Source organism: Nocardia sp. BMG111209 (assembly GCF_000381925.1).
In the GTDB taxonomy this organism is placed as follows: domain Bacteria; phylum Actinomycetota; class Actinomycetes; order Mycobacteriales; family Mycobacteriaceae; genus Nocardia.
In genome coordinates, this window is the sequence record NZ_KB907309.1 from 1515927 (window position 1) to 1539438 (window position 23512).

Annotated in this window: 22 protein-coding genes; 9 read left to right on the forward strand and 13 right to left on the reverse strand. The window is 69.9% G+C overall.

Annotated elements, in window-relative coordinates; translation table 11 throughout:
• Positions 1–7: 7 nt before the first annotated feature.
• Complete coding sequence (locus G361_RS0138120; RefSeq protein ID WP_019932411.1) at positions 8–1003, reverse strand: GNAT family N-acetyltransferase; 996 nt, start codon at positions 1001–1003, stop codon at positions 8–10.
• Positions 993–1601, reverse strand: coding sequence for a peptide deformylase (locus G361_RS0138125; RefSeq protein WP_019932412.1), 609 nt, complete (start codon positions 1599–1601; stop codon positions 993–995). Before G361_RS0138125 ends, G361_RS0138120 begins: the two co-directional genes overlap by 11 nt.
• A gap of 194 nt (positions 1602–1795) precedes the next feature.
• Between G361_RS0138125 and G361_RS0138130 the strand changes: the two genes are divergently transcribed.
• The 5 genes from G361_RS0138130 to G361_RS0138150 all read left to right on the forward strand — a co-directional run bounded on the left by G361_RS0138130 (position 1796) and on the right by G361_RS0138150 (position 6330).
• Positions 1796–2155 carry a DUF3263 domain-containing protein gene (locus G361_RS0138130; RefSeq protein WP_019932413.1) on the forward strand — a complete coding sequence of 120 codons (360 nt, stop codon included), beginning with the start codon at positions 1796–1798 and terminating at the stop codon, positions 2153–2155.
• Between the two features lie 39 nt (positions 2156–2194).
• On the forward strand, positions 2195–2797 hold the full coding sequence (locus tag G361_RS0138135) for a LytR C-terminal domain-containing protein (protein ID WP_019932414.1): 603 nt from the start codon (positions 2195–2197) through the stop codon (positions 2795–2797).
• 160 nt (positions 2798–2957) lie between these two features.
• Positions 2958–3656, forward strand: coding sequence for a superoxide dismutase[Cu-Zn] (locus G361_RS0138140; RefSeq protein WP_026344011.1), 699 nt, complete (start codon positions 2958–2960; stop codon positions 3654–3656).
• Between the two features lie 12 nt (positions 3657–3668).
• A complete protein-coding gene (locus G361_RS0138145; RefSeq protein WP_019932416.1) occupies positions 3669–4814 on the forward strand; it encodes a glutamate--cysteine ligase in 1146 nt (381 codons plus the stop codon).
• A gap of 229 nt (positions 4815–5043) precedes the next feature.
• A complete protein-coding gene (locus tag G361_RS0138150) occupies positions 5044–6330 on the forward strand; it encodes a phosphatase PAP2 family protein (RefSeq protein WP_019932417.1) in 1287 nt (428 codons plus the stop codon).
• A gap of 22 nt (positions 6331–6352) precedes the next feature.
• Here the strand turns inward: G361_RS0138150 and mnhG are convergent, their stop codons facing one another.
• The 10 genes from mnhG to G361_RS0138200 form a co-directional block, all read right to left on the reverse strand.
• Positions 6353–6724 carry a monovalent cation/H(+) antiporter subunit G gene (mnhG, locus tag G361_RS0138155; protein ID WP_019932418.1) on the reverse strand — a complete coding sequence of 124 codons (372 nt, stop codon included), beginning with the start codon at positions 6722–6724 and terminating at the stop codon, positions 6353–6355.
• The gene (locus G361_RS0138160; protein ID WP_019932419.1) at positions 6721–6981 is read right to left on the reverse strand and encodes a monovalent cation/H+ antiporter complex subunit F; all 261 of its coding nucleotides are present in this window, start codon (positions 6979–6981) and stop codon (positions 6721–6723) included. Before G361_RS0138160 ends, mnhG begins: the two co-directional genes overlap by 4 nt.
• Positions 6978–7517 carry a Na+/H+ antiporter subunit E gene (locus G361_RS0138165; RefSeq protein ID WP_019932420.1) on the reverse strand — a complete coding sequence of 180 codons (540 nt, stop codon included), beginning with the start codon at positions 7515–7517 and terminating at the stop codon, positions 6978–6980. Before G361_RS0138165 ends, G361_RS0138160 begins: the two co-directional genes overlap by 4 nt.
• Positions 7514–9130, reverse strand: a complete 1617-nt coding sequence (locus G361_RS0138170) for a Na+/H+ antiporter subunit D (RefSeq protein WP_019932421.1) — start codon at positions 9128–9130, stop codon at positions 7514–7516. Before G361_RS0138170 ends, G361_RS0138165 begins: the two co-directional genes overlap by 4 nt.
• Complete coding sequence (locus G361_RS50600) at positions 9127–9507, reverse strand: Na(+)/H(+) antiporter subunit C (RefSeq protein WP_019932422.1); 381 nt, start codon at positions 9505–9507, stop codon at positions 9127–9129. The genes G361_RS0138170 and G361_RS50600 overlap by 4 nt, the downstream gene beginning before the upstream one ends.
• Complete coding sequence (locus G361_RS0138180) at positions 9504–12338, reverse strand: Na+/H+ antiporter subunit A (protein ID WP_019932423.1); 2835 nt, start codon at positions 12336–12338, stop codon at positions 9504–9506. The genes G361_RS50600 and G361_RS0138180 overlap by 4 nt, the downstream gene beginning before the upstream one ends.
• Before the next feature lie 252 nt (positions 12339–12590).
• A complete protein-coding gene (locus G361_RS0138185; RefSeq protein WP_019932424.1) occupies positions 12591–13964 on the reverse strand; it encodes a hypothetical protein in 1374 nt (457 codons plus the stop codon).
• Between the two features lie 102 nt (positions 13965–14066).
• On the reverse strand, positions 14067–16328 hold the full coding sequence (locus G361_RS46155) for an AAA family ATPase (RefSeq protein ID WP_052172958.1): 2262 nt from the start codon (positions 16326–16328) through the stop codon (positions 14067–14069).
• A gap of 14 nt (positions 16329–16342) precedes the next feature.
• On the reverse strand, positions 16343–17212 hold the full coding sequence (locus G361_RS0138195; RefSeq protein ID WP_019932426.1) for a phosphatidylcholine/phosphatidylserine synthase: 870 nt from the start codon (positions 17210–17212) through the stop codon (positions 16343–16345).
• The gene (locus tag G361_RS0138200) at positions 17209–17925 is read right to left on the reverse strand and encodes a phosphatidylserine decarboxylase (protein WP_019932427.1); all 717 of its coding nucleotides are present in this window, start codon (positions 17923–17925) and stop codon (positions 17209–17211) included. Before G361_RS0138200 ends, G361_RS0138195 begins: the two co-directional genes overlap by 4 nt.
• A 419-nt stretch (positions 17926–18344) precedes the next feature.
• On the opposite strand from G361_RS0138200, the gene G361_RS0138205 reads away from it, so the two are divergent.
• Positions 18345–19373 carry a beta-ketoacyl-ACP synthase III gene (locus tag G361_RS0138205; protein ID WP_019932428.1) on the forward strand — a complete coding sequence of 343 codons (1029 nt, stop codon included), beginning with the start codon at positions 18345–18347 and terminating at the stop codon, positions 19371–19373.
• 31 nt (positions 19374–19404) lie between these two features.
• On the opposite strand, the gene G361_RS0138210 is transcribed toward G361_RS0138205, so the two are convergent.
• Complete coding sequence (locus G361_RS0138210) at positions 19405–19857, reverse strand: SRPBCC family protein (RefSeq protein ID WP_019932429.1); 453 nt, start codon at positions 19855–19857, stop codon at positions 19405–19407.
• Positions 19858–20081: 224 nt separating this feature from the next.
• On the opposite strand from G361_RS0138210, the gene G361_RS50010 reads away from it, so the two are divergent.
• From G361_RS50010 to G361_RS0138225, 3 genes are all read left to right on the forward strand, one after another.
• Complete coding sequence (locus G361_RS50010) at positions 20082–20264, forward strand: hypothetical protein (RefSeq protein ID WP_155981988.1); 183 nt, start codon at positions 20082–20084, stop codon at positions 20262–20264.
• A 90-nt stretch (positions 20265–20354) separates the two neighbouring features.
• Positions 20355–22028 carry an FAD-dependent oxidoreductase gene (locus tag G361_RS0138220; RefSeq protein WP_026344014.1) on the forward strand — a complete coding sequence of 558 codons (1674 nt, stop codon included), beginning with the start codon at positions 20355–20357 and terminating at the stop codon, positions 22026–22028.
• A 19-nt stretch (positions 22029–22047) separates the two neighbouring features.
• Complete coding sequence (locus G361_RS0138225) at positions 22048–23511, forward strand: ATP-binding protein (protein ID WP_019932432.1); 1464 nt, start codon at positions 22048–22050, stop codon at positions 23509–23511.
• The last annotated feature ends 1 nt before the right edge of the window (position 23512 follow it).

Below are 23512 nucleotides of genomic sequence, written 5' to 3' on the forward strand. Positions count from 1 at the left end.
TCTCGGCTCACGGAGGTGTCGGTGCAGCGTAGCGGTAGCCGTGATGGTCCAGGAAACCCATGTCGCGGTACAACTCCAGGGCCGGTTCGTTGGCGGCGTCGACCTGGACGTAGGCGTGCGTGGCGCCGTGCTTGTGGCCCCAGCGCAGCAGTTCCGCGCAGACCAGCGTGCCCAGACCCTGGCGGCGGTGCGGGGCCGCGACCGTGATGCCCGTCAGGCCCACCCAGCGCCGGCCGTCCGGTGCGGTGGTCACCGCGCCGCGGCCGATCGCGAGCGGATTCGGCAGGCCCAGCGCCGCGAAACCGACGACGCCGTCGCGCACCGCGGTGAGCACCGCCTCGTCCGGTTCCGGCGGGACCACGTCGGCGGCGTCCTCACCCGAGAAGCGGCGCAGCTCCAGCCATTCCGGCGCCGGCACGGGATCGATCCGCACCATCGCCGGTCCCTGCGGCAGCACCACGTTCCCGATGTCGACGCCCAGCACCCGGGTCTCGCCCCAGACGTGCCAGTGCGGCGGCACCGTACCCAGCCGGTCCGGCAGCCGCAGGCGCAGCGGCAGGCTGTGCCCGGAATACCAGAGGTCCAGCCGCAGCAGCACATTCGGGTCGAGCTCGGCCGCGGGTGCGCCGGTGTGCGAATCACCCAGCGGCACAGCGGAATTGGCGCGGCCGGTATAGCCGTGACCGGCCGCCGCGAGCCAGCCGTCGATGAGCTCGTACTCCAGTCCGGGCCAGCCGTCGGCGGCCGCGGCCTCCAGCGCGCGGATCTCACCGATGCGAATCGGCCTGGGGCCCAAGGGCTTCAGCGCCACGATCGAATCGGGCGCGATGGCGATGACGGCGTCGTCGGCGGTGCGCACGGTCGGTGGATCCAGGGCCACCAGTACGCCGATCACATCGGTGAACGCATGGGACTGCCCGGCGGGCAGGCGATAACGCACCACCACCCGGTGCCCGATCGGATTCTGCTCGAACATCGGATCGCCGGAGAACTCAGTCGTCATGCCCGAACGGATCCGGCACCGTGCCCGGCACCCAGCTCAGCCCCGGCTGCCCCCAGCCGTTGCGCTTGATGGCCTTCTTCGCCGCGCGGGCGTTGCGGCCGATCAGCACGTCCGTGTACAGATATCCGTTCAGGTGGCCGACCTCGTGCTGCAACATGCGCGCGAAGAAGCCGCGGCCCTCGATGGTCACCTCCGCGCCGGTCTCGTCGGTGCCGGTGACCCGCGCCCAATCGGCGCGGCCGGTGGGGAACTGCTCGCCCGGCACCGAGAGGCAGCCCTCGTCGTCGTCGTCCGGATCGGGCATGGTCTCCGGAATCTCCGAGGTCTCCAGCACCGGATTGACCACCACGCCGCGGCGGTGGGTCGTCGCGCCGTCGGCGGCCGGATCCGGGCAGTCGAAGACGAACAGCCGCGGTGACTTCTCGTCCTCGTGCTCGATGATGACCTGATTACCCGCCAGGCCCACCCCGTGGGCGGCGTCCATGGTCTCGTACATGTCCGCGATCAGTTGGGCGAGCTCGTCCGGGGACGCGGTGACCGGATGGGTCGGGGAGTGCAGTACCGGGTCGCCGACGATGCGGATCGGGAGAATCGCCATAAGGGGTCACTCTACTGAGGAGCGATTGCGCCGCCGAATCCCTACCGGCGCCGACCCTCGCCCCGGCGATGCGGACGCGCCCGGATACGCGCCGATCGGGCCCGGACACGCCGGAGCGGATCTGGGTACGCGCGCATTCGTGGTTCAATGGGCGGCAACGTATCGGTCTGGTGGTTCTACGGCGAGGGAGCGATATGGACGGCGCAGCGGCTCGGAATCTGTCCGCACCGGTGGACGATTCGGTTCCGGCCTCCTCCGACGTCACTGCGGCATCCGCCGCGGCCTCCGACCCGGACGAGGCCGACGGCCTCAGCCGCCGCGAACTCGACATCCTCGCCTTCGAGCGCAAATGGTGGAAGTACGCCGGCGCCAAGGAGGAGGCCATCCGCGAGCTGTTCGGCCTGTCCGCCACCCGCTACTACCAGGTACTCAACGCCGTGGTCGATCGGCCGGAGGCGCTGGAGGCCGACCCCATGCTGGTCAAACGGCTGCGCCGGTTGCGGGCCAGCCGCCAGAAGGCCCGAGCGGCACGCAAGCTCGGCTTCCAGGTGTGATGCGGGCATCCGGACATGGTCGCTACTAGGGTTGAGCCGGTGAGCACCCCGAATCCGCCATCGGGTGGACCGCCGCTGCGTGCGCTCGCGATGGTTCTGATCGCCGTGGCCATCGTGTTCGCCGGTCTCGGCGCGATGTCGTTGTCCAAGTCCGAGTCCTCGGGCTCGCAGACGACGGTCGCGCAGGCGCCCACCTCGACCGTCCCGGTATCGCGCTCCGCGGTGCCCGCCGCCACGTCCGCGCCGGTGGTGACATCCACCACAACCGCCGAATCGTCCCCGGCCGCCGAGGCTCCCGCCGCGCCGACCACCACCGCGGCCCCCGCCCCGCCCCCGCCACCTGCGAATTCCCCTGCGCCGGTGGACAAGTCGGTGCCGGTGCGGGTGCTCAACAACAGCACCATCGCGGGCCTGGCCGCGAAGACCGGTACCCAGTTGACCTCCGGTGGCTGGAATGTCACCGAGACGGGCAACTATCCGGAGGGCGTGGTGGCGCGCACGACCGTCTACTACGGCACATCGCCGCAGGAGAAGGCGGCGGCGCAGGCCATCGCGGCCGATCTGGGTGTCACGGCCGAGCCCCGGTTCCCCGGGATAGCCGACTCGCCGCCGGGCGTGATCGTGATCGTCACGGGCAACTGAAACACTGATCGCGGGGTACCCGGGTGGTACCGGAGCGCGGCAGCACAGGCAAGCGAGCCCCTGCGCGGACTGCATAACGGCTCTGGCATCATCTTGTCCGGTAACGAATCCGATAGGCAGCTCAACCTCGTAAACTCGGTACTCGTAAAGGAGTTCCCCGATGGCCCCGTCCACAACTCGTCGCCCCTCCTGGTGGACTGTGACCCCGGTGCTGGCGGTCGCGGTGCTCGGCCTCGCGGCCTGCTCCAACAGCCAGGAGTCGAGTGACGTCAAGGGCACCACGCCCCCGGTGTGGACCGGCGCCGCGGCGCCGAGCGGCGCCGCGACGGCCACGGGTCAGCAGGGCGGCGAGCACGGCGCCAACCCGGGCGATTCGCTGAAGGCGGATCTGAAGGACGCCGGGGGCGCCTCGGTCGGCACCGTCACCATCGTGAAGTCGGGTAACCACCTCGAGCTCACCATCGATGCGCACGGACTCAAGCAGGGTTTCCACGGTCTGCACTTCCATTCGGTCGGCAAGTGCGAGGCCAATTCGGTCGCCCCGACCGGCGGCCCGGCGGGCGACTTCCTTTCCGCCGGTGGACATCTGCAGCTCGGCGACACGATGACCAAGCCGGCCAGCGGTGATCTGACCTCGCTGGAGGTGCGTCAGGACGGCACCGCGAAGCTGGTCACCACCACCGATTCCGTCACCCTGGACGATGTGAAGGGTAAGGCCGTCATCGTCCACGCCGGTGCGGACAATTTCGGCAACATTCCCAGCCGGTACACGCAGGCCGGTGGCGCCACCGGCCCGGATGCGGAGACCATGGCCACGGGTGACGCGGGCGCCCGGGTGGCCTGCGGCGTCGTCGGGTAAACGGGGGAGAACATGGGCGGGGCAGGCCATCACACGGTTCACTGGAACAGCTCGCCTCGCCCCACTCTGGGCGTCGAATGGGAGATCGCGCTCGTCGACAAGCGCACGCGCGATCTGTCCAACACCGCCGCAGCGGTTTTCGACGAGGTCGGTGATCTGCGCGCCGCGGACGGCCGCCCGCAGGTCACCAAGGAACTGCTGCGCAACACCGTCGAGATCGTCAGCGGTATCCACGACACCGTCGCGGAGGTCGTCGACGATCTGTCCGGCACGATGGACGCGGTCCGCCGCGCCGCCGATCCGCTGGGCGTCGACTTGTTCTGTGCCGGAACGCATCCCTTCGCGCAGTGGTCGACGCAGGTGCTCACCCGGTCCCCGCACTACGACGAGCTGATCGAGCGCACCCAGTGGTGGGGCCGGCAGATGCTCATCTGGGGCGTGCATGTGCACGTGGGAGTTTCGCACCCGGACAAGGTCTTTCCGATCCTCAACCACCTGCTGCTGTCCTATCCGCATCTGCTCGCGCTGTCGGCCTCGTCGCCGATGTGGTCCGGTCTCGACACCGGATACGCCAGCAACCGCGCGCTGATGTTCCAGCAGCTGCCGACCGCCGGACTGCCGTTCCAGTTCGAGCACTGGTCGCAGTTCGAGTCTTTCGTGCGCGATCAGTTGAAGACCGGGGTGATCGAGCAGCTCGGCGGTATGCACTGGGATATCCGCCCGGCGCCGAAGTGGGGCACCATCGAGGTCCGGGTGTGCGACGGAATGCCCACGCGCACCGAACTTTCCGCGTTGGTGGCGCTGATCCACTGCCTGGTCGTGGATATCGATGCGCGGGTCGGCGCCGGTGAGACATTGCCCACTATTCCGCCATGGCACGTCCAGGAGAACAAGTGGCGGGCGGCTCGCTACGGACTGGACGCGATCGTCATCACCGACGCCGACAGCAACGAGCGGCTCGTCACCGAGGATCTGACCGATCTGCTCAACCGGCTGGAGCCCACCGCGAAGCTGCTCGGCTGCGAGAAGGAGCTGGCCTCGGTCGCCGAAATCCCCAAGCGCGGCGCCTCCTACCAGCGGCAACGCCGGGTGGCGGCCGCCACCCAGGGTGATCTGGTCGCCGTCGTCGACGCCTTGGTGCGCGAACTCGATTCCTGAACCGTCCCCTGCCCGGGGCGCTCGGCCGGATCATCCGGCCGGATCGCGATCGGGTGCGTTTCGTGACCCGCGGTGAGGTTGTCGTTGCCGTACGGTGGCCGCTGATTCAGTTGCCCAGGGGGGTGACGTTCATCGTATGTTTACTATTGTCGTCGTGCTTCTCGACGACCCCCGCTCCGACCTCGGTGGTGTGGCTCGCCGTGGTCGACCCCGGATGCCGTCGAGGCAGATGCTGGTGGTCGCCGCGGTCGCGGCCGTACCCCTGTTCCTGCTCGCCCTGCAATTCGTGGCGGCCCGGCGCGGATTCGAGGGTCCGCTGCAGAGCCTCTGGTCGGATTACGCGGGTACCCCCGCCTCGGTTTCGGTGCCGTGGGCGGGTCTCGCGCTGGCGCTGATCGGATTGTCCTGGCGGCGGCGCTTTCTCACCCTCGGCGCGGCGATCGCCCTGGACGCGGCGTACGCGATCGTCCGGGTGCTGCTCGGCGGCCCGCTGACCTTCGGCAACGGTCCGGTACTGGCGCTGACCGGCCTGGCGCTGGTGGCCTGGTTCGGCTGGGAGGGCCGGGACAAGAGCAACGCGCTGCACGCCGCCGCCCTCGGCGCACTGCTGATCCTCGCCACCAAGGTGGGCGACGTCTGGCTGCACATCACGGTGCTGGCCGGGCCGCGGGTGCTGGATCGCTACGTGGTGCTCGCCGATCACGCCTTCGGCGAACCGTCCTGGCTGCTCGGCCGGGTGGTCGCGGCGCTCGGGCCGCAGGTCTACGCGGTGCTGCACTGGGTGTACATCGAACTGCCGGTGGCCGCGATGGTGGTCGCGGTGTGGCAGTTGCGCCATGTGGTGCGCACCGGCGTGTGGCCGCAACACTACCTGGTCCGGACCTTCCTGACCGTCGGCCTGGTCGGGCCGATCATCTACGTGCTGTTCCCGGTGGTGGGCCCGGCCTTCGCATTCGGGCCCGACGGCCACGGCCTGCAACTCGGCGACTACTGGCCGCACGCCGTGCCGCCGCTGGATCACGCGCCGGCCGCGCTGCCGTTCGACACCTACACCCCGCGCAACTGCATGCCCTCGATGCACACGGCCTGGGCGACCTCGCTGTTCCTGCACTCCCGCCGCGATACCGACGAGGCGCGCGCGCCGCGCTGGCTGCGCTGGGCCGGCGCCTTCTGGCTGGTGTGCACGCTGACGGCCACGCTGGGCTTCGGCTACCACTACGGCAGTGATCTGGTCGCGGGATTCGTGCTGTGCCTCACCGTCGAGTCGGCGTTGCGCGCCCCCGCCCGCGGCTGGGATCGCACCCGGATCACCCTGGTCGGTAGCGGCGTGGCGCTGCTCGCCGGGCTGCTGCTGTCCTACCGGTACCTGGCGGTGTGGATGTCGCAGCACGCGCTGCCCGCGGGTCTCATCGCGGTGGGCCTGGTCGCGGGCTACGCGTGGGCCTTTCATGCCACCTGGTTCGCCCGGACCCGGACGGCCGAACCGGCGCGGCCGGCGGTGCCCGCCGCCGGATAGCCGGAACCCTTGTGCGCGAGGGTTATTCGAGTTCGTCGTCGCCGAGTTCGTTGACCAGCAGCAGGCCGTCGCGATGGCGTTGTTCGCGATAGGCGGTGCGGCCCACCAGATGTGCGATCGCCGGGGCGGTGACCACCGTGAACAGGCCGACCAGCAACAGCACCCAGACGCTGCGATGGCCGTGCACCTGGATCGCGGTGCCGGCCAGCATCAGGACCAGCCCCACCACCTGGGGTTTGGTGGCGGCGTGCATGCGGGAGAGGGTGTCCGGGAAGCGGATCATGGCCAGGGCCGCGGTGAACGCCAGCGCCGCACCGGACACGATCAGGGTGCCGGCCACCCAGTGCGCGGCGGCGTGCACCCAGGGCGCGGTGGCCGGCAGCGAGGCCGTCATCGGTCGTCCCGGACCCGGAAGCGGGTGACGGCGGCCGACCCGAGGAAGCCGACCAGCATCAGCGCCGCGATGGCGGGCAGCACCATGGTGTCCTCGGTGTAGGCGGCCCAGACCGCCAGTCCGCCGGCCGCGATCGCCATCAGCGAGTCGATGCCCACGACCCGGTCCAGCGTATTCGGCCCGGCCAGGATGCGATACGAGGTGAGCAGGGCCGCGGCGGCCAGCAGTACCCCCGCGACGGTCGCGGCGACGATCATGGTCTCTCCTCCGGGATCGGTGGTGTTCCGGGGTCCGGCGGCCGCTCGAAACTGTCGATCAGCAACCGTTCCAGCCGCCGGGTGTCGCGGTAGAACTTCGCCACCGCCGCATCGCTGCCGACGTTCAGGACGTGCACCCAGACGGTCGGATTCGTCCGGTCGATCTCCAGCACCATGGTGCCGGGGATCAGGTTCAGCACATCCGCGCACAACACCAGCACCAGATCCGAGCGGATGGCCAGCCGCACCCTCAGCACCCCCGACGTCGGCGCACCGGCCGGCCGGATCGCGAACCAGGCGATCTGCAGACTGGATTCCAGCGCGTAATACGTTCCGGCGACCAGCAGTTCGAGCAGCGGCCGCAGGCGCACCCGGCCGGTGACCGACACCCGCGGCAACGGCAGCGTCAGCATCACCACCGCCCCGATCGCGAAGCCGGCCAGCAGATTGGCGACGCTGACATCGCCCCACAGTGCCGTGTAGACGACCGCCAGCCACACCAGCACGCCGATCCGGACCGCGATCTCCCGGCTCATCGGTCGCCCCCGGACTGCCACGAATCGGCCGGTCCCAGCACGGTGTTCAGATAGTCGCTGCGATGGCCGAGATCGGTGGCCGCCCGCCCGGCGATGTCGAGAATGGGTCCGGCGAAGACGGTGAGGCCGAGCCCGACGGCGATCAGCGCGACGGTCGGCAGCAACATCAGGCGCGGGATCCGGCCGGGATCGCGCCGATCGGCGAACAGTACATCGGTGGACTCGTCGATCAGCGCCGACGGTGCGGCATCGGCGAATTCGCCCTCCGGGGCCTGGGTCCGGGGCCGCCAGAACGCCTTGCTCCACACCCGGGCCATCGCGTACAGCGTCAGCAGGCTGGTGAGCACCGCGCCGGCCACCAGCACCCAGGCGAGCACACTGCCGTCCGCGGCGCCGGCCTCGAGCAGGACGGTCTTGCCGATGAAGCCCGAGAACGGCGGTATGCCACTGAGATTCAGCGCCGGGATGCCGAACAGCACGGCCAGCACCGGACTCGCGGCCAGCAGCCCGCCGAGCCGTTCCAGCGACGCCGATCCGGCCTGCCGCTCGATCAGCCCCACCACCAGGAACAGGGTGGTCTGCACCAGAATGTGGTGGGCCACGTAGTAGACGGTGCCGGTGAGGCCCGCGACGGTGTTGAGCCCCACGCCGAACATCAGATAGCCGATGTGGCTGACCAGCGTGAACGACAGCAGCCGCTTGATATCGCTCTGCGCGACCGCGCCGAGGATGCCGATCAGCATGGTCAGCAGTCCGCAGATCAGCAGGACCCGGTCGAAGCGGGCGGCGGGGAACAGCAGCGTGTGCATCCGGATGATCGCGTACACACCGACCTTGGTCAGCAGGCCCGCGAACACCGCGGTGACCGGCGCCGGCGCGGTCGGATACGAGTCCGGTAACCAGTTCGACAGCGGGAACACCGCCGCCTTGATGCCGAAGGCCACCAGCAGCACCGCGTAGATGGCGTTGCGCACCCCGCCCGGCACCTCGCCGAGCCGGGTGGCCATATGGGCCAGATTCAGCGTGCCGGTCGCCGCGTAGGCCAGCGCGATACCGATGAGGAAGACCAGCGACGACAGCATCGACACCATCGTGTACGACACCCCGGCCCGCACCCGGTCCGCGCTGGCGCCGAGGGTCAGCAGCACGAACGACGCGGTCAGCAGCACCTCGAAGCCCACGAACATGTTGAACAGGTCCCCGGCCAGGAACGCGATCGACACGCCCGCGCTCAGCACCAGATAGGTGGGCTGGAAGATCGAGGTCGGCTGGCGTTCGGCGCCGTCGCTGATGCCCTGCCCGACGGCGTACACGAGCACCGCCAGCAGCACGATCGCCGACACCAGCAGCATGGCGGCCGAGAGCCGGTCCACCACCAGGGTGATGCCGATCGGGGTGCGCCAGCCGCCGATCTGCAGCGCGGACATGCCGTAGCGGTCGGCCAGCCACAGCAGCAGTCCGTCGATCGCCACCACCGCGATCAGGGCGGCCACCGAAATCGTCTGCTGCAGGCGCGGTTTGCGGCCGGCGATGAGCGTCCCGGCGGCGGTCAGCAGCGGGATCAGCACCGGCAGCGGGGTCAGGATCGGTGCCAGCGCGGGCGAGGGGGTCACGTGTCGCGGTCCCCCTCCCGCTGCGCGGCGACCCGCAGATCCTCGGGATCGTTCTCCACGGTCTCGGTGGTGGTCAGCCGGTAGGCCCGATAGGCCAGCGCCATGACGAACGCGGCCACGCCCATGGTGATCACGATCGCGGTCAGCACCATCGCCTGGGCCAGCGGATCGGCGGTGTCCCGGTGGACGCGGTCCTGCTCGCCGAGGATCGGCGCGCGGCCGTCCGGACCGCCGACGGTCACGATCAGTAGGTTCACCGCATTGCCGAACAGGATCATCCCCAGCAGCATCTTCGAGACCGCGCGCTCCAGCACCAGATACACGCCAGCCGCGACGAGTATCCCGATCAGGATCAGCAGCGTCAGATTGGAGGTCATCGCATCTCCTGCTCACGAGCGGGTACGTGCACATCGCTGTCGAGGCCGGCGCCGAGGCTGCGCAGCACATCGAGCACAAGTCCGACCACGATCAGATAGACGCCCAGGTCGAACAGCATCGCGGTGACGAATTTCACCGTGCCGAGTACCGGCAGGGTCACCTGGACGACGGCCGAGGACAGCGGCGGTACGCCGAGGAACATCGATCCCGTCGCGGTACCGGCGGCGAATACCAGCCCGGTGCCGAGCAGTTGCCCGGCGTCCAGCGGCAGCGCCTCGCCCAGTTCGTAACGGCCGCCGGCCAGATAGCGCAGGACCAGCGCCAAGCCGGCGGTCAGGCCGCCCGCGAAGCCGCCGCCCGGCGCGTTGTGCCCGGCGAAGAAGAAGTACGCCGACATCGCCATGATCGTCGGGAAGACCAGCCGGGTGGTGATCGCGAGCACCATCGAGCGCTCGCGGGCGGGCAGCAGCGAGGCGGCGGTCAGCCAGTCCGGCGTGGCCGGATCCGGGTGGTAGCCGGGTGCGTCGGCGACCCGGGGAGCGAGACCGAAACGGCGACTGCGGAACACCAGTGAGGCCACCCCGGTGGCGGCCACCACCAGCACCGAGATCTCGCCGAGGGTGTCCCAGCCGCGCGCGTCCACCAGCAGGACGTTGACCGCGTTCTTGCCGCCGCCGAATTGATAAGCGGCCGTGGGGATCCGGTGCCAGATCGGCTCGGCGGTGCGCGCCGCGGTGGCGAACGCGCCCAGCACCGCGACCACCGCGCCGACCGCGATCGCGAGCCCGGCCCGGCGGAACCGCAGCGCCGCGGTGCGGCTCGGCTCGACGTCCGCCGGGAATTTGCGCAGCACCAGCACGAAGATCACCAGAGTCAGTGTCTCGACCAGGAATTGGGTCAACGCGAGATCGGGGGCGCCGTGCAGCGCGAAGATCACGCCGCAGCCGTAGCCGGTGACCCCGACCAGCAGCACCGCGGCCAGGCGGTTGCGCATCACCGTGGCGCCGATCGCCATCGCCGCCATGATCAGCGCGATCACCGGCTGGGCCGGAGAATCCCACCAGCGCAACGAGACTCGGGCCCGCGCGCCGGACAGCAGCATGGCCGTCGGCAGTACGCCGAGGGTGATCAGGATCAGCGCCTGGTTCAGCGGCAGCGAACCGCGCTGGGTGGCGCCGGTCATCCGCAGCGACAGGATGTCCATCGTGGCCAGCACCCGGTCGTAGACGCGGTCCGCGTTGCCCAGACGCGGATTCGCCGATTCGCCGAACCGGTCGCGGATCTCGAACAGCACCATGCCGCAGGCGATCACGACCATGGACAACGCCAGGGCGTGTCCCCAGCCGTGCCACAGGGCGAGCCCGGCGGGCGGGTGTCCGGGCAGGGTCTGCGCGTACGGCCGCAGCAGCCGATCCAGCCAGGGCGCACCCGCCCCCGCGACCAGGCTCAGCACCGCGGCGATCGCCGGGGGCAGCAGCGACATCGGGCCCGTCCGACGCCGAAGTCGTTCGGGCACCGGCGGTTCCGCCGGGGTCGATTTGGTTCCGAAAGCGCCCCACAGGAATCGGAGGCTGTAGCCCACGGTCAGCGTGGAACCGATCACCACGCCGAAGGTCACCAGCCCGCGCACCGGCGCGGACAGATCGTCGGCGGTCAGCAGGGCCTCCAGCGCGCTCTCCTTGCCGACGAAGCCCAGCAGCGGCGGAATACCGGCCATACTCAGCGCGGCCAGGATCGCGATCGCGCACAGCACCGGTTCGCGCCGGCCCAGTCCGGACAGCCGGCGCAGATCGCGGGTCCCGGCGCTGTGGTCGATGATGCCCACCACCATGAACAGCGCGGATTTGAACAGCGCGTGCGCCACGACCATGGTCACACCCGCCAGCGCGGCGCCGGCGGTGCCGACGCCCAGCAGCACCATGAGAAAGCCGAGCTGGCTGACGGTGCCGAAGGCGAGCACCAGTTTCAGATCGGTCACCTGGAGTGCGCGCAGGCCCGCCAGGATCATCGACAACAGGCCCAGGCACAGGATGATCGGATGCCAGGGGGCGCTCCCGGCGAATCCCGGCGCGAGCCGGGCCACCAGGTAGACGCCGGCCTTCACCATCGCCGCCGCGTGCAGATAGGCGCTCACCGGCGTCGGCGCGACCATCGCGCCGGGCAGCCAGAAGTGCAGCGGGACGATCGCCGATTTGCTCAGCGCGCCCACCAGGATCAGCACCAGCGCGACCGCGGTCCACCCGTCGCCCGGCCGCACCCGCAGCAGGACGTCCGACAGCAGATAACTGCCGTAGTGCTCACCCACCATGACGATGCCGACCAGCATCGCGAGCCCGCCCGCGGCGGTGACCAGCAGCGCCTGCATCGCCGCGCGGCGGTCCGGTCCCTGTTCCGAATGGTGTCCCACCAGCAGGAACGACAGGACGGTGGTGACCTCCCAGAAGGTGTACAGCAGCAACATGTTGTCGCTCACGACGAGGCCGAACATCGCCCCGGCGAAGGCCACCAGATAGCCCGCGAAGATACCCAGCCGCTGCGCGTCGTCGTCGTGGAAGTAGCCGGCGCAGTAGATCAGGATCAGCGCGCCGATGCCGAGTACCAGCGCCGACATGATCGAGGCGAGCGCGTCGAAGCGCAGATCCAGGTCCATGTGCATGGCCGGCGCCCAGCCGATCGCGAGCCGCTGTCCGTCGTTCCAATGCGCGGCCACCCAGCCCAGGCCACCCAGCGGCGCCAGCGCCAGGACGTAGAAGGCCCGCCGGCCCAGCAGTCGCACACACGGCAGCGCGACGGCAGCGGCGGCGGCATGGGCGAGCAGGATCGCGAGCAAACATCACTCCGTCGGGTCGGCGGCGGGGTGGGCGTTGTCGATCCTACGTGCCGCCAGGACGTTTCGAGACCGGCCACAGTATGGCGTCGGCCATGTTCCCGCCGCCCGGCGCATATCCGCCGGAGAGGCTATGCGCCTGCAACTTTCGGTGCGTCTCGGTGCCTGTGGTTCGGCTCGCCTCGGTGCCGATGGTTCGGCTCGCCTCGGTGACCTGCGGTTCGGCTCCCTCAGTGCCTAAAGGTTCGGCTCGCCTCAGTGACCTGTGGGTTTCGGCCGATGACCCGCTCGGGCCGTCGTCTCGGACGTGTCGGCCGCCACCGGCGGCGGTCCGTACACGACCGGCTCGCGCCAGTGCCGCAGGGCCAGCAGGCCCGCCGCGCAGCCGAGCGTGATCGCCAGGGCCACCCAGTCCGGTGTCGGCGAGCTCGCGGCGGGCGCGGGCAGGATATGCCAATGGTTGCCGTCGATCGTGCCGGAGGCGATATCGCCGCGGTCGACGTGGTCGCGCAGCGCCAGCACCACCGACGGCAGCAGCACGATGGTCACGCCGAGCACTCGGGTGGGGTTGTAGCGCGGGGACGCGCTGCCGAAGGCGTAGCCGACGACCAGTGCCAGCAGCACTCCGGACACCGCGGTGCCGGCTCGGGTCTGGCTGTATTCGGTGGCGGCGGCGTAGGCGGCCAGCCCAGCGAGCAGGCCGAGGGCGGTCAGCGGGCCGGGCAGCCGGAAACCGAGGACCAGTCCCACCCCGATGACGGCCACCAGCGGCCAGATCGACCAGGTGGGGAAGGAGGGCGGCTGGATCGCGCTGTCGACCGCGATGGCGGCGATGGCCAGCAGTACCAGGATCCCGTCCCGGCGCGGCAACAACATCGCCGCGACGAAACCGGAGAGCACCGTCGCGACCACGCTCAGCACGATGGCGGCCAGGCTGTCGGCGTGCCGGGCCAGCCACTCGGAGACGAGCAGGGTCACCCCGACGAACAGGACGCCCGCCACGACCGGCGCCAGCGGCAGTTCGACCGTGCGCCGCTCGAGCCCCTGCCGATGCCGGTTGACGAAGGTGCCGGCGGCCACCAGCACCAGGGTCACCGCGAGCAGCCACAGCGGGATCGAATCGACGGCCGGCCAGTCGCTGTGCGGGGTGGCCGGCATATCGATCTCGCCGACGGAGGGCACCGGTCCGGCGGCGCCGACCACGACGCTGCCGAGTGCGCCGAGGGTCCACCCGAACACCTGTAATCGCCCGTGCAGCACGGCCGTCGCGATGCCGCCGAGCAGGATGCCCCCGGCCACCGAATCCAGGAAGTTGACCGTGGACAGGGAGCCGGTCGGATTGCCGAAATGCCCGATCAGATGGTTCAGGAACAGGATCACGATCCCGCAGGAGGCCGCCCCCCAGGCGGCCAGGCCGTGGTTGATCGTGGTCGCGAACACCGCGACGATCAGGGCGATCAGGCAACCCGCGGCGATCGATCGCGGCAGGCTGTAGGCCAGCAGATCCAGCTCGACAGCGGTCGCCCCGGTCGTCCACGGGAAGTCGATGGGCAGTAGCAGCGACATTCCAGCAACCATCATGGCCAGAAAGGCCGTGACCATCTCGAAGATGCTGCGATTGGTCGCCACGACCTGAAAATACCCCAAAAACGGACAGGGTGAGATCAACTTGCCGGATAACCGTATAGCCGCATTTCAGATCACGCGAAGGCAACGGTGGCAAATTGTCAGCTACATATAGTCGCGGGGCCAGGCCTCGGGATCGTCGATGCCGGCCCGGCGGTCGGCGTACCGCCGCAGCGCCGCCACCTGCTGTTCGTCCAGTGACGGCCGGACCGCGGCGCGCGCGGCGGCCATATCGGCGGAGGTGATGTCGGCGGCGTCGACATCGCGGCGCATCGCGGCCAGTGCCGCTTCGCGCAACAGGGCCGAGCAATCGGCGGCGGAATAGCCGTGCAGCTCGGCGGCGAGCGCGGTCAGGTCGATATCGGCGGCCAGCGGCACCGAGCGGGCCGCGGTCTTCAGCACCGCGGCGCGGGCGGCGGCATCCGGCGGCGGCACGAATACCAGCCGCTCCAACCGGCCCGGCCGCAGCAGCGCGGGATCGATCAGCTCCGGCCGGTTGGTCGCACCCAGCACCACGACGTCGCGCAGCGGCTGGGCCCCGTCGAGTTCGGTGAGCAGCGCCGCCACCACCCGGTCGCCGACGCCGGAATCGCCGCTCTGCCCGCGCCGCGGCGCCAGCGCGTCCACCTCGTCGAAGAAGATCAGCGAGGGCGCCGAGTCCCGGGCCCGCTGGAACAGTTCGCGCACCGCGCGTTCCGACGAACCGACCCACTTGTCCATCAGCTCGGCGCCCTTGACCGCGTGCACGCTCAGCTGCCCACTGCCGGCCAGCGCCCGGACCAGGAAGGTCTTACCGCAGCCGGGCGGGCCGTACAGCAGCACGCCGCGCGGCGGATCGATGCCGAGCCGGGCGAACGAGTCCGGATGTTGCAGCGGCCACAGCACCGCCTCGGTGAGGGCCTGTTTGGTCTCGGTCATATCGCCGACGTCGTCGAGACCGAGACCGCCGGTGGACAACTCCTCGGTGCCCGACCGGGACAGCGGCCGGATCACCTCCAGGCCGCTCAGCAGATCGGCCAGGGTGAGTACCGGCTCGGTGTGCTCGCGGTCGGCCCGCGAGGCCGCGCGCAGGGCGGCCTCCCGGCACAGCGCCGCCAGATCCGACACCACGAATCCCGGTGTGCGCGCGGCGACCTCGTCCAGCGGCGCGTTGTCGGTGGGCACCTTGCGCAGCAGTTGCTGGAGCAGCTGTTTGCGCACGGCCGGGGTCGGCAGCGTCAGCGCCACCTCGCGATCGCACAGTTCCGGGGCGCGCAACCGGCTGTCGGCACCGGCCGGATGCGAGGTGGTGGCCAGGAAGGCGACCCCGGCCGTGGCGACCGCGGCGCGCAGCTGATCGAGGATGAGGGCCGCGACCGGTTCCGGCTCGGCGGGCAGTAGCGCGTCGATATCGGTGATCAGCAGCACCCCGCCGGAGCCGGAGCAGACCTCGGACACCGCGAGCCCGACCTCGCGCAGCCGGGTTCCCGCATCGGTGGCGCCCACGGTCGGCCCGTCGAGTTCGACCATGCGCCGCGGTGCGGACACCGCCCGGGCCAGCGTCGCCTTGCCGCCGCCGGCCGGGCCGGTGATCAGTGCCCCGAGATGCGGTGGCGCGCCGAGGGTTTTCAGCAGCTCCGGCTTGTCCAGCGCCAGGCTCAGCCATTCGGACAGCTTCGCCGCCTGCGCGCGGACGCCGGTCAGTTCCGCGATCGGGACCACCGAGGGCCGTTCCCGCACCCGCATCCGGGTACCGGGCACCGGCTCGGCCGCGTCCGGCTCCCGGCCGCTGCGCACCTCGGGCGCGCGATGCGTCTCCGGCACCCCCGCACCCCACACCACCGCGCTGTTGGGCTGCACGCTGACCGGCCCGTTCGCCGGATCGGTGGCGGTGACGGTGAGCAGCTCCGAGGTCCACGCGATGCCGAAGGTCCGCGACAGCGCCTGGCTGGCCGCGGCGGTACTGGTCCCCGGCCCGAGGTCGCGCGGCAGCAGCGATACCGCGTCGCCGACGGTCACCACCTTCCCGAGCAGCGCCTGCCGCAGCGTCGATTCGGCGATGGCCCGGGTGGCCTGCGCCGATCCGGTCACCGACAGCTGCCGCGCGCCGTAGACGGTCGCGCGCGAGACCACCACCGTCGCGTCCTCCCGCACACCGGCGTTGGACAGCGTCACATCGTCGAGCAGGATCACCCCGGTCGGCGTCTCGGCCGGCGCGACCCCGGCCACCGCGGCGGTCCGCCGCGATCCGACGAGCGCGATCCCGTCCCACTCCCGCAGTCCCAGCGCGGCCAGTACCTCCGGGTGCACCCGGACCACCCCCCGCCGGGCATCCGCAGCCGAATGGTTCAACCGGGCAGTCAGCGACAGTTCGGGCACGGACCCCATTCTGCCCGTACGGCTCAGCGGCGTCCGCCGGGACGCCGCAGCCGCAGCCGCGCCGAGGAGTAGTCGAGGACGGCCGGTCGGCGGCGGGAGGCGCGGCGCTGGGCCCGGCGCTCGGCCGGTTTGTGATGCCAGGTCTCCGGGCGGGCGGCGACCCAGCGTTGTGAGCGCCACGCGAACGGGATGTGCACGATGTACAGCACGACCAGCACCACCAGCAGGATCAGCGGATAGGTGATCAGCGCGGCCGCCGCCAGTGCGACCAGGACCAGCAGCAGGGCCGCGGCCTGCGGCGCCACCGACACCGACTTCATCGCCAGGGTCGGGATCGTGCTGACCGCCAGCAGCGCCGCGAACACCGTCCAGGCCGCGGCCACCGGGAAGTCGGCCCACCAGCCGGCGCCGAACTGTTCGTGCAGCGCCACCGGCAGCAGCGAGATCAGCGCGGCCGCGGGGGCGGGTACCCCGACGAAGTAGTCCCGCTCCCAGTCCGGCCGGGTGTCGTCGTCCATCAGCGTGTTGAACCGGGCCAGGCGCAACACGATGCTGACCGCGTAGATCAGCGCGATGATCCAGCCCGCGCCCTCCTGCCGCAGCAGCGTCACGTACAGCACCAGCGCCGGCGCGACGCCGAAGGAGATGGCGTCCGACAGCGAATCGAGTTCGGCGCCGATCTTGGTGGTCGCCGACAACATGCGGGCCAGGCGGCCGTCGAGGGTGTCCAGCACGGCCGCGGCGCCGATCATCGCCAGCGCGCCGCCGAGCGAGTTGTCCAGGGCGAATTTCACCGCGGACAGACCCGCGCACAGCGCCAGGATCGTCACGACGCTGGGCAGGAGCAGGACCGTGCGGCGCCGGCCGTTGCCGATCGCGGTTTTACCGATCATGACGGCAGTTCGGCCAGCACCGTCTCCCCGCCGACCGTCCGCTGACCGGGTTCGACCAGCAGCGTGGTCCCGGCCGGAAAGTAGGTGTCGACCCGGGAACCGAAGCGGATCAGGCCGTAGGTGTCACCGATGGTGAGCTTGTCGCCGGTCCGGGCGTCGCACACGATGCGGCGCGCCAGCAGGCCCGCGATCTGCACCACGGTGACGAGCTGTCCGGATTCGGTCTCCAACAGCATCGTGTTGCGCTCGTTCACCGAGCTGGCCTCGGGCAGGTCGGCCGAACGGAACTGACCGCGCTGATACGCGACCTCCCGCACGATGCCCGACACCGGGGTGCGCTGGACGTGCACGTCCAGCACCGACAGGAAGATGCTCACCCGCGGCAGCGGCTGCTCGCCGAGATCCACCTCGGCGGGCGGGACCGCGGTGTCGACCAGCGCGATCTGCCCGTCGGCCGGCGCCACCACCACATTCGCCCGGTTGGGCGGGACCCGGTCCGGGTGGCGGAAGAAGGCCGCCGAGGCCGCGGCGGTCACCAGTCCGGCCCGGCGCAACCACTTCCGGCGGCCCGCGAGCGCCGCGACCGCCAGCGGACCCGCCACGAAGGGCAGGCCGGCCGGGTGCAGCGGCGGAATCGCATCCCGGACCAGATCGGCGACATGGCCGAGTCCGGTGCGTTCGGGAGTGCCGGGCGGGGTGGGTCGGCGGGCCACAGGCTCCTCTTTCGTGCTGGGGGTAATCGCGTTCACACCTTACGGGACCGAGGTCCCCCGGGGCCCGGTTGTGTGGCCGTGCCCAAGGCCCGTTCCGCCGGTCGGAGCGGGGGAACAGGTGCGATCCGGGCGCCGCGGCACCCCGCCGGGCGCAGCGGCGACCGCGGGCGGCGCACACTGGACCTGTCGGTTGCCGGGAAGAACGTGGTGCCGGCGACCGATTTGCCGGTAATATGAGGTGGCCTCATGTCTGCGGCTTCCGCGGTGGACGGTGCAGTGCGTGTTCATCCGGTTGCGGTGTCGGCGTGATTCGTGTCGACGCGGTGTCGCAGCGCGGGTCCGACGAAGGAAACGTTCCATGCGCGGGTGCGGCCGCGAGTCGTGGCGACACCTGCCAGGGTGTACCTAGGAGACGCACGATGGCTGCTCGACTCGCGCACATCACTGGTTCCGAACACACCGCACTACTCGGGCTGGGGGCGTATCGCCCCCAGCGGATCGTCACCAACGACGAGGTCGCCGGTCCGATCGACTCCAGCGACGAATGGATACGCACGCGCTCCGGCATCCACACCCGCCGGTTCGCCACCGGCTCGGAGACCGTCGTCACCATGGCCACGGAGGCGGCGCGCGGCGCGTTGCGATCCGCGCAGGTCGCGGCCGAGCAGATCGACTGTGTGGTCCTGGCCACCTCCACCTGGCCGCTGCTCACCCCGGCGGCGGCGCCGCAGGTCGCCACCGCACTCGGCATGGGCCACCCGCCCGCCTTCGATCTGGCCGCCGGCTGTGCCGGCTTCTGTCACGGCCTGGCCGTGGCCTCCGACCTGATCAAGGGCGGCACCGCCCGGCACGTGGTGGTGATCGGCGTGGAACTGCTGTCGGCCACGGTCAATCCCGCCGATCGGGCGACCGCGTTCCTGTTCGGCGACGGCGCCGGCGCGGTGGTCGTCGGCCCGGCAAACGAGCCGGGCATCGGCCCGACCGTCTGGGGTTCCGACGGTACCCAGCACCACGCCATCCGGCAGGACAAGAACTGGGTGGAGTTCTTCGCCGAATTCGACGAGCGAGGCGCGGACGCGGTACGGCCCTGGCTCGCGATGGAGGGCACCGCGGTATTCCGTTGGGCCGCACACTCTTTGAAGCAGGTCTGCCTGGACGCGATCGGGGCCGCCGGGCTGGTCCCGGGCGACCTGGAGGCGATGATCCCGCATCAGGCCAACGGCCGGATCATCGAGATCATGGCCCGGGAACTGGATCTGTCGCCGAGTTGCGCGCTCGCCCACGACATCGAGGATTCGGGCAACACCTCCGCCGCCTCGATCCCGCTGGCGATGGAGGCGCTGCTGCGCAAGGGCGACGCCAAGCCGGGCGCCGACGCGCTGTTGGTCGCGTTCGGCGCCGGACTGTCCTGGGCCGCGCAGGTGGTGAAGCTGCCGAACTGGCAGTGACCCACCGGAAAGTGTTGCGGCCGTGTGGATCTCAGCTCTCCACGACGGCCTTGATCCGTTCCAGCGTCTCGTTCATGCCGCGCACCAGATCGGCCTCGAACTTCTGCTCACCGCCGAGGAAGGAATTGATCAGCACCCGGACCGGCCGGCGTACGCCGTTGGGGACGTCGCGGCGTTCGATCAGCCGGGTGCCGGTCTCGATCGGCTCGATCGTGTAGCTCCAGACCACGCCGTTCTCGTTCATCCGGAAGGCGAACGTGTGGTTGGGCACGTATCGGACGATGCGAGAGGTGGTGGGGTAGATGTATTTGCCCTCGACTCGATTCAGATTGATCGTCCAGGTCCCGGCTCCGGGCGTGCCGAGTGGGATCATGCGTTTGGTGGTCGGACTGAACTCCGGCATCCGCTTCGGATCCGAGATGACTCGCCAGACCTGTTCCGGGGGCGCGGAAATGTCGACGGTGGCTTCGAGAATGTTCGGCAACGCTGACTCCGAGAGGTGTGACGTCAAGTACCACACAGCTTACCGGCGGGTCGTCGCCGCGGAAGGGCCCGGCAGGTGTCACCTCGTTGAAAATCAACTGCATCACAGTCTGCGTCCGGAGGTACCCGAGCACGTAATGCGCGACGGACAATTATCCATAGACAAGCCGCAGGCAAACGAAGCATCCGACCCGAGCTATTCATTCAGACGTGAGGTGATCGGCCGTGAAGCTGCGCTTTCTCCTCAACCGCCGGCAGGCGGAATCCCTACCGCTCCTACCGCTCTCCGAAGATGCCCGCCGGCGTCCGGGTCAGTGGACGCGGCAGGCGCGCGCAGAACGGGAGGAACGACTGGAACGTCTGCTGACGCCCACCGAACGTGACCTCGTCGAACACCACGACCTGTGAACCCCTTCGATCCCGTCCCGGCGCCGGTGGAAAATCCACTGGTAGAGAACTCGGCTCGTCACCGGCGCCGGTGACCTCCATACTTTTGACGTGACTTCACCAGCAGCGGCCAGACCCGCGATCCTGAGCGTCGACGACGATCCCGGCGTCTCCCGCGCTGTCGTGCGGGACCTGCGCCGCCGCTACGGCGAGGAGTATCGGATCATCCGCGCGGAGTCCGGAGCCTCGGCACTCGAGGCGCTGCGCGAGATGAAACTGCGTGGTCAGCCGGTGGCCGTTCTGATCGCCGATTTCCGGATGCCGGGAATGGACGGCATCGAATTCCTCGAACAGGCGATGGATCTGCATCCCTACGCCCGGCGGGTACTGCTCACCGCCTACGCCGACACCAGCGCGGCGATCGATGCGATCAATGTGGTCGATCTGGACCACTATCTGCTCAAGCCGTGGGATCCGCCGGAGGAGAAGCTCTATCCGGTGATCGACGCGCTGCTCGATTCGTGGCGCAGCGACGAACGCCGCCCGGTGCACGAGACCAAGGTGATCGGCCATCGCTGGTCCGCGCGTTGCTCGGAGGTCCGGGAGTTCTTGGCGCGCAACCAATTACCGTATCGCTGGTATCTGGCCGACGAGCCCGAGGGCGAACGTCTGCTGGAGGCCGCCGGCGCCGGTCCCGACCAGTGCCCGGTGGTGATCGATGCCACCGGCCGCGCGCTGATCACACCCAGCGACAGCGAACTGGCCGTCGGCGTCGGCCTGAACACCGATCCGGTCGGTGAGTTCTACGACCTGATCGTGGTCGGCGGCGGACCGGCCGGACTCGGCGCCGCGGTCTACGGCGCGTCGGAGGGTCTGCGGACCGTCCTGGTCGAGCGCACGGCCACCGGTGGTCAGGCCGGGCAGAGCTCCCGCATCGAGAACTACCTGGGCTTCCCCGACGGCGTGTCCGGCGCACAGCTGGCCGACCGGGCGCGGCGGCAGGCGGTGAAATTCGGCGCCGAGCTGATCACCGCGCGCGAGGTGACCGCGCTGGAGGCCTGCGGTTCGGCGCGCGTGGTGCACTTCGGCGACGGCAGTTCCATCGCCGCGCATTCGGTGCTCATCGCCACCGGGGTCAACTACCGGCACCATCCGGCGCGCGGGGTGGACGATTTCACCGGCCGGGGCGTGTACTACGGGTCGGCCATGACCGAGGCCGCGGACTGTGCCGACCGTGACGTCTACATCGTCGGCGGCGCGAACTCCGCCGGTCAGGCGGCGGTGTTCCTGTCCCGCAACGCGCGTGCGGTGCACATCCTGGTGCGCGCCGCCTCGCTGGAGCAGTCCATGTCGCACTACCTGATCCAGCAGATCGAGCAGATCCCGAACATCGTGGTGCACCCCTGCACCGAGGTGGTGTCCGCCGACGGCCACGACCACCTGGAGCGGATCGTGCTGCGCAACAACGCCACGGGCAGCGAGGAGAAGGTGGACGCGGAACGGCTGTTCCTGTTCATCGGCGCGGCCCCCGAAACCGACTGGCTGGACGGTTTGGTCATTCGGGACGAGTATGGATACGTGCTGGCGGGTCCGGATCTGATGGTCGACGGCGCGCGGCCGCCCGGCTGGGAGCTGCCGCGACCGCCGGGCCACCTGGAGACCAACGTCCCGGGTGTGTTCGTCGCCGGTGATGTGCGCTCCGAGTCGGCGAAGCGGGTGGCGTCCGCGGTCGGCGAGGGCGCCATGGCGGTGATGCTCGTCCACCGGTATCTGGCGAAGCAGTAGCAGGTAGGAGGAAACGGACATGGGCACGCGTGTGGTGTGCGACCCCGACGAACTGCGGTCGCTGTTCCTGTTCGAGAAGCTCGGCCCCGACCAGCTGGCCTGGCTGTGCCGCGACGGCCGCATGGAGGAGTTCGAACCGGGCCTGGTCTTCCGGGAGGGCGATCCGGCGGAGAACTTCTACGTGCTGATGTCCGGCGAGGTCGTGCTCACCCGGCTGTCCGCCGGGGAGGAGATCGAACTGGTCCGCACCGGCCACCGCGGCTCCTACGCGGGCGCCTGGACCGCCTACCTGGGCGATCGGGCCGAGACGACCTATACCGGCTCGTTCTACGTCACCGAACCGTCCACGTTCTTCGTCGTCGACGCGTCCACCTTCTCGGAGATGATGCACGAGTGGTTCCCGATGGCGGTGCACCTGCTCGAGGGCCTGTTCTTCGGTAACCGCAATTCCAACGAGATCATCGGCCAGCGGGAGCGGCTGCTCGCGCTGGGCCAGCTGTCCGCCGGGCTGACACACGAACTGAACAATCCGGCCGCCGCCGCGGTCCGGGCCACCGGTTCGCTGCGCGAGCGGGTCGCCGGGATGCGCAGCAAGCTGAAAATGATGGCGCGCGGCAAGTTCGACTCGAACACCCTGGAGGCGCTGGTCCAGCTCCAGGAGGAGGCGGCCGCGCAGGTCGGCAAGGCCCCCGTGCTGACCCCGCTGGAGGCCGCCGACCGGGAGGACGAGCTCGGCGGCTGGCTCGAGGACCACGATATCGGCGGCGGCTGGGATATCGCCCCCAACTTCGTCCAGGCCGGATTCGACATCGACTGGCTGGAGAAGGTGGCCGGCACCCTGGAGGGCTGTGAGAGCGGCACCGTGGAGGGCGCGATCCGCTGGCTGAACTACACGGTCGAGACCGAGTTGCTGATGAACGAGATCACCGACTCGACCACCCGCATCTCCTCGCTGGTGAACGCGGCCAAACAGTATTCGCAGATGGATCGGGCCCCGTTCCAGGTGGTCGACATCCACGACCTGCTCGACAGCACGCTGGTGATGCTGGCCCGCAAGATCGGCGACGGCATCGAGGTGGTCAAGGAATACGACCGCACGCTGCCGCCGGTGCCCTGCTACGCGGCGGAGCTGAACCAGGTGTGGACCAACCTGATCGACAACGCGGTGGCCGCGATGTCCGGCCGGGGCACACTCACCGTCCGCACATATCGCGAGAACGACTGCGCGGCAGTGGAAATCTGCGACACTGGTGCCGGCGTCCCACCGGAGCTGCGGCATCGCATCTTCGAACCGTTCTTCACCACGAAACCGGTAGGCGAGGGAACCGGTCTCGGCCTGGACATTTCGTTCCGGATCGTGGCCAAGAAGCACGGTGGCGACATTCGGGTGGAATCGGTCCCCGGCGATACCCGGTTCGTTGTCCGCCTGCCTTTGGAGCAGGCGGAACCCGAACCGGCACAGCCGATTACCGGAAGTGAGTGAT